Annotated in this window: 2 protein-coding genes; one reads left to right on the top strand and one right to left on the bottom strand. The window is 61.1% G+C overall.

All coding sequences use genetic code 11. From position 1 onward, the window contains the following. On the bottom strand, window positions 1–342 hold a 342-nt coding region (locus ACXRVY_RS30720; RefSeq protein WP_458239169.1), incomplete at its 3' end, for a YcgN family cysteine cluster protein. 164 nt (window positions 343–506) lie between these two features. On the opposite strand from ACXRVY_RS30720, the gene ACXRVY_RS30725 reads away from it, so the two are divergent. Beyond that, complete coding sequence (locus ACXRVY_RS30725) at window positions 507–1,100, top strand: nitroreductase family protein (RefSeq protein ID WP_095945370.1); 594 nt, start codon at window positions 507–509, stop codon at window positions 1,098–1,100. Window positions 1,101–1,135: the final 35 nt, after the last annotated feature.

Raw genomic sequence — 1,135 nt, forward strand, 5'->3', positions numbered from 1 at the left:
ATCACCGCACACCAGGTGATGCCACAGCGGCAGGTCCTTGCCTTCGCTGACCAGGCGATAGCCGCAGGTCGGTGGCAGCCATTTGAATTCGTCGGCCTTGCCCGGCGTGAGCTGGATACAGTCCGGCACAGAGTCACGACGGTTGGGATAGTCCGTGCACTGGCAGGTTTTCAGGTCCAGCAGTTTGCAGGCGATGCGCGTGTAATAGACGCTGTTGTCGTCTTCGTCTTCAAGCTTTTGCAGGCAGCACAATCCACAGCCGTCGCACAGCGACTCCCATTCCTCCTGATCGAGTTGATCGAGGGTCTTGCGTATCCAGAACGGTTCTACTTTGGCGGCCATGGTTCGAGCATCGACATCAGGTGGTGAAAAGGCCGCCAGTCTAGTGCCCGAAGGCCCGCGGGCCAAGCATTGGCGACTGTCGGTAGAACGGGCTTGTCAGTTTTTGCGCTGCCAAGTAGGGTTTTGCGTCGCTCCCACTTTCAAACGTAGCAAGGAATCTCATGATGAGTGCCAACCCACGCGTTGCCGATTACGCCATTCACCCTCAGTTCACCGACCGCTGGTCGCCCCGCGCCTTCACTGGCGAAACGATTCCAGAGGAAACCCTGCTGAGCTTCTTCGAAGCCGCCCGCTGGGCACCCTCGGCCTACAACTCGCAACCCTGGCGCTTCCTTTACGCACGTCGCGACACGCCGAACTGGGAGCGCTACCTGGGCCTGCTGAACGAATTCAACCGCAGCTGGGCGCAACATGCTTCGGCCCTGGTGATCGTGATTTCGAAAACCACCTTCACCGCGCCTGGCGCCAGCGAAGAAACCCCGGCCCTGTGGCACACCTTCGACACCGGTTCCGCCTGGGGCCACCTGGCCTTGCAAGCGAGCCTGAGCGGCTGGCACACCCACGGCATGGCCGGTTTCGACCAGGAACTGACCCGCAAGGAGCTGAACATTCCTGAAGGCTACGCCCTGCACGCCGCCGTCGCGGTGGGCAAGCTGGGGGACAAGGCGAGCCTGGCGGACTACCTGCAAGCCCGCGAAGAACCCAGCCCGCGTCGTCCGTTGAGCGAGTTGGCGGCTGAAGGTGACTTCACCCTCTGAGCCACTGCAAAAAACATTGTGGGAGCGAGCTTGCT

This window comes from Pseudomonas sp. P5_A2_2, assembly GCF_054177685.1.

Coding starts and splice junctions, on each gene's coding strand:
- ACXRVY_RS30725 (WP_095945370.1), top strand. CDS start 507: ATGAGTGCCAACCCACGCGTTGCCGATTACGCCATTCACCCTCAGTTC.